The sequence below is a fragment of the Kitasatospora sp. NPDC001159 genome (genome assembly GCF_053598235.1).
Window position 1 is genome coordinate 1 of the sequence record NZ_JBSFJV010000278.1, and the last position, 1,418, is coordinate 1,418.

The 1,418-nt window shown below is 69.9% G+C and carries 1 protein-coding gene and 1 rRNA gene; both read right to left on the reverse strand.

Annotation, left to right across the window (positions count from 1 at the left end; translation table 11 throughout):
• Positions 1-303: 303 nt before the first annotated feature.
• Positions 304-1,266: a mycothiol synthase gene (gene mshD, locus ACWC9T_RS41850; protein ID WP_449826255.1), complete on the reverse strand. Its 963-nt coding sequence runs from the start codon at positions 1,264-1,266 to the stop codon at positions 304-306.
• Between the two features lie 72 nt (positions 1,267-1,338).
• Positions 1,339-1,418, reverse strand: a 5S ribosomal RNA gene (gene rrf, locus ACWC9T_RS41855); the annotation flags it as partial.

A 1,418-nucleotide genomic window follows, 5' to 3' on the forward strand; every position in this document is an offset into this window, starting at 1 on the left:
GTCGTCCTCGCCCCGGGTTGCCCCCGGAGACAGCGCCCACCCACCGGGCGCGGTCCGTACAGGACCGGCCGACGAATGGCGGTCGACTCTGCACGAGCGAGACACTACGGACTTCATCCTGTGATCTTCGCGGCAGCAATTGAATCCACGGTAAACACCGCATGGCCAGGAGGAAAGCTGAGTCGGTCGGAGCAAGGGGCGGTGCCGTTTTCCACCCTTCGCCCGCGACTGCTCGGGCGGCCGGGCTGTTCCTCCGGTACGGCCGGGACACCCGTCCTGGACGGTCCGGACGAACGGGGAGGGTCAGGCCGACCGGTTCGCCTGGTACTGGGCTCGGTACATGAGGTCCACCTCGTGAACGGTGAATCCCAGTCGTTCATATACCCGGACGGCGGCCGGATTGTCGGCGTCGACGTAGAGAAGGACCGTCTCCAGTCCACGCTCGCCGGCCCCGGAGCCGGTCAGGTGACGCAGGCCGGCCGCAGTCAGCGCGCGGCCGAGTCCACTGCCCTGCTCGGCCGGGTCCACCCCGACCACGTACACCTCGCCGAGTTCCGGCTCGGTGGCGGTGGCCGGGTGCACCTTGGTCCAGTGGAAGCCGACCACCTTGCCGTCACGGATGGCAAGGAAGAAGCCGGCCGGGTCGAACCAGGGCTCGGCCAGGCGCTCGGCCAGGTCCTGCTCGGTCCAGGAACCCTGTTCGGGGTGGTGGGAGAAGGCCAGGGCGTTCAGCCGCAGCCACTCGGCATCGTCCTCGCCCGGGCGGAAGGTGCGGAGCTCGATGCCCTCGGGGACGGCGACGGCCTCGGTCTGCGGACCGGTCCGGCGCATCTGCCGCAGCTCGCGGACCAGCTCGGCACCGTACGCCTCGGCCAGGTGCCGGGCCGCGGGGTGGCCGCCGTGCACCCAGAAGTCCACCGCGTCGCGGCCCGCCCGATGGGCCTCCGCGAGCACGGCGTCCACCAGCGGGCGGGCCAGGCCGCGGCCGCGGGCCGCCGGGCCGATGACCAGCTCGGCGGCGGGGTTGGCGGTCGGACTCTCGGGGACTTCGAGCTGGCCGTAGCCGACGACGGCTTCGCTTTCGCTCCGAATGAGGTGGGTGATGCCCGGGCGGGGCGTCTCGGCGTTACGCAGCCGAAGCCGACCCTGCTCGGAAACGGCGGCCCGGCCGTCGACCGCCTGGGCCTCCGCCAGAACATGCAGGGCGCCGTCGCGCTGCTCGGGGCGAAGCACGTTGTCCGCAATGACCGCTGTCTGATCGTCCATGCACTGACGATACGTCAAAGGAAATGCGAAAAGCCCCTGATCCGAATGGATCAGGGGCTTTTCTGAAGAATTGTTCGGCGGCGTCCTACTCTCCCACAGGGTCCCCCCTGCAGTACCATCGGCGCTGTGAGGCTTAGCTTCCGGGTTCGGAA

What these genes read in the sequence shown, in the direction of transcription:
- mshD (WP_449826255.1), bottom strand. Translation starts at nt 1,266, where the DNA reads ATGGACGATCAGACAGCGGTCATTGCGGACAACGTGCTTCGCCCCGAG.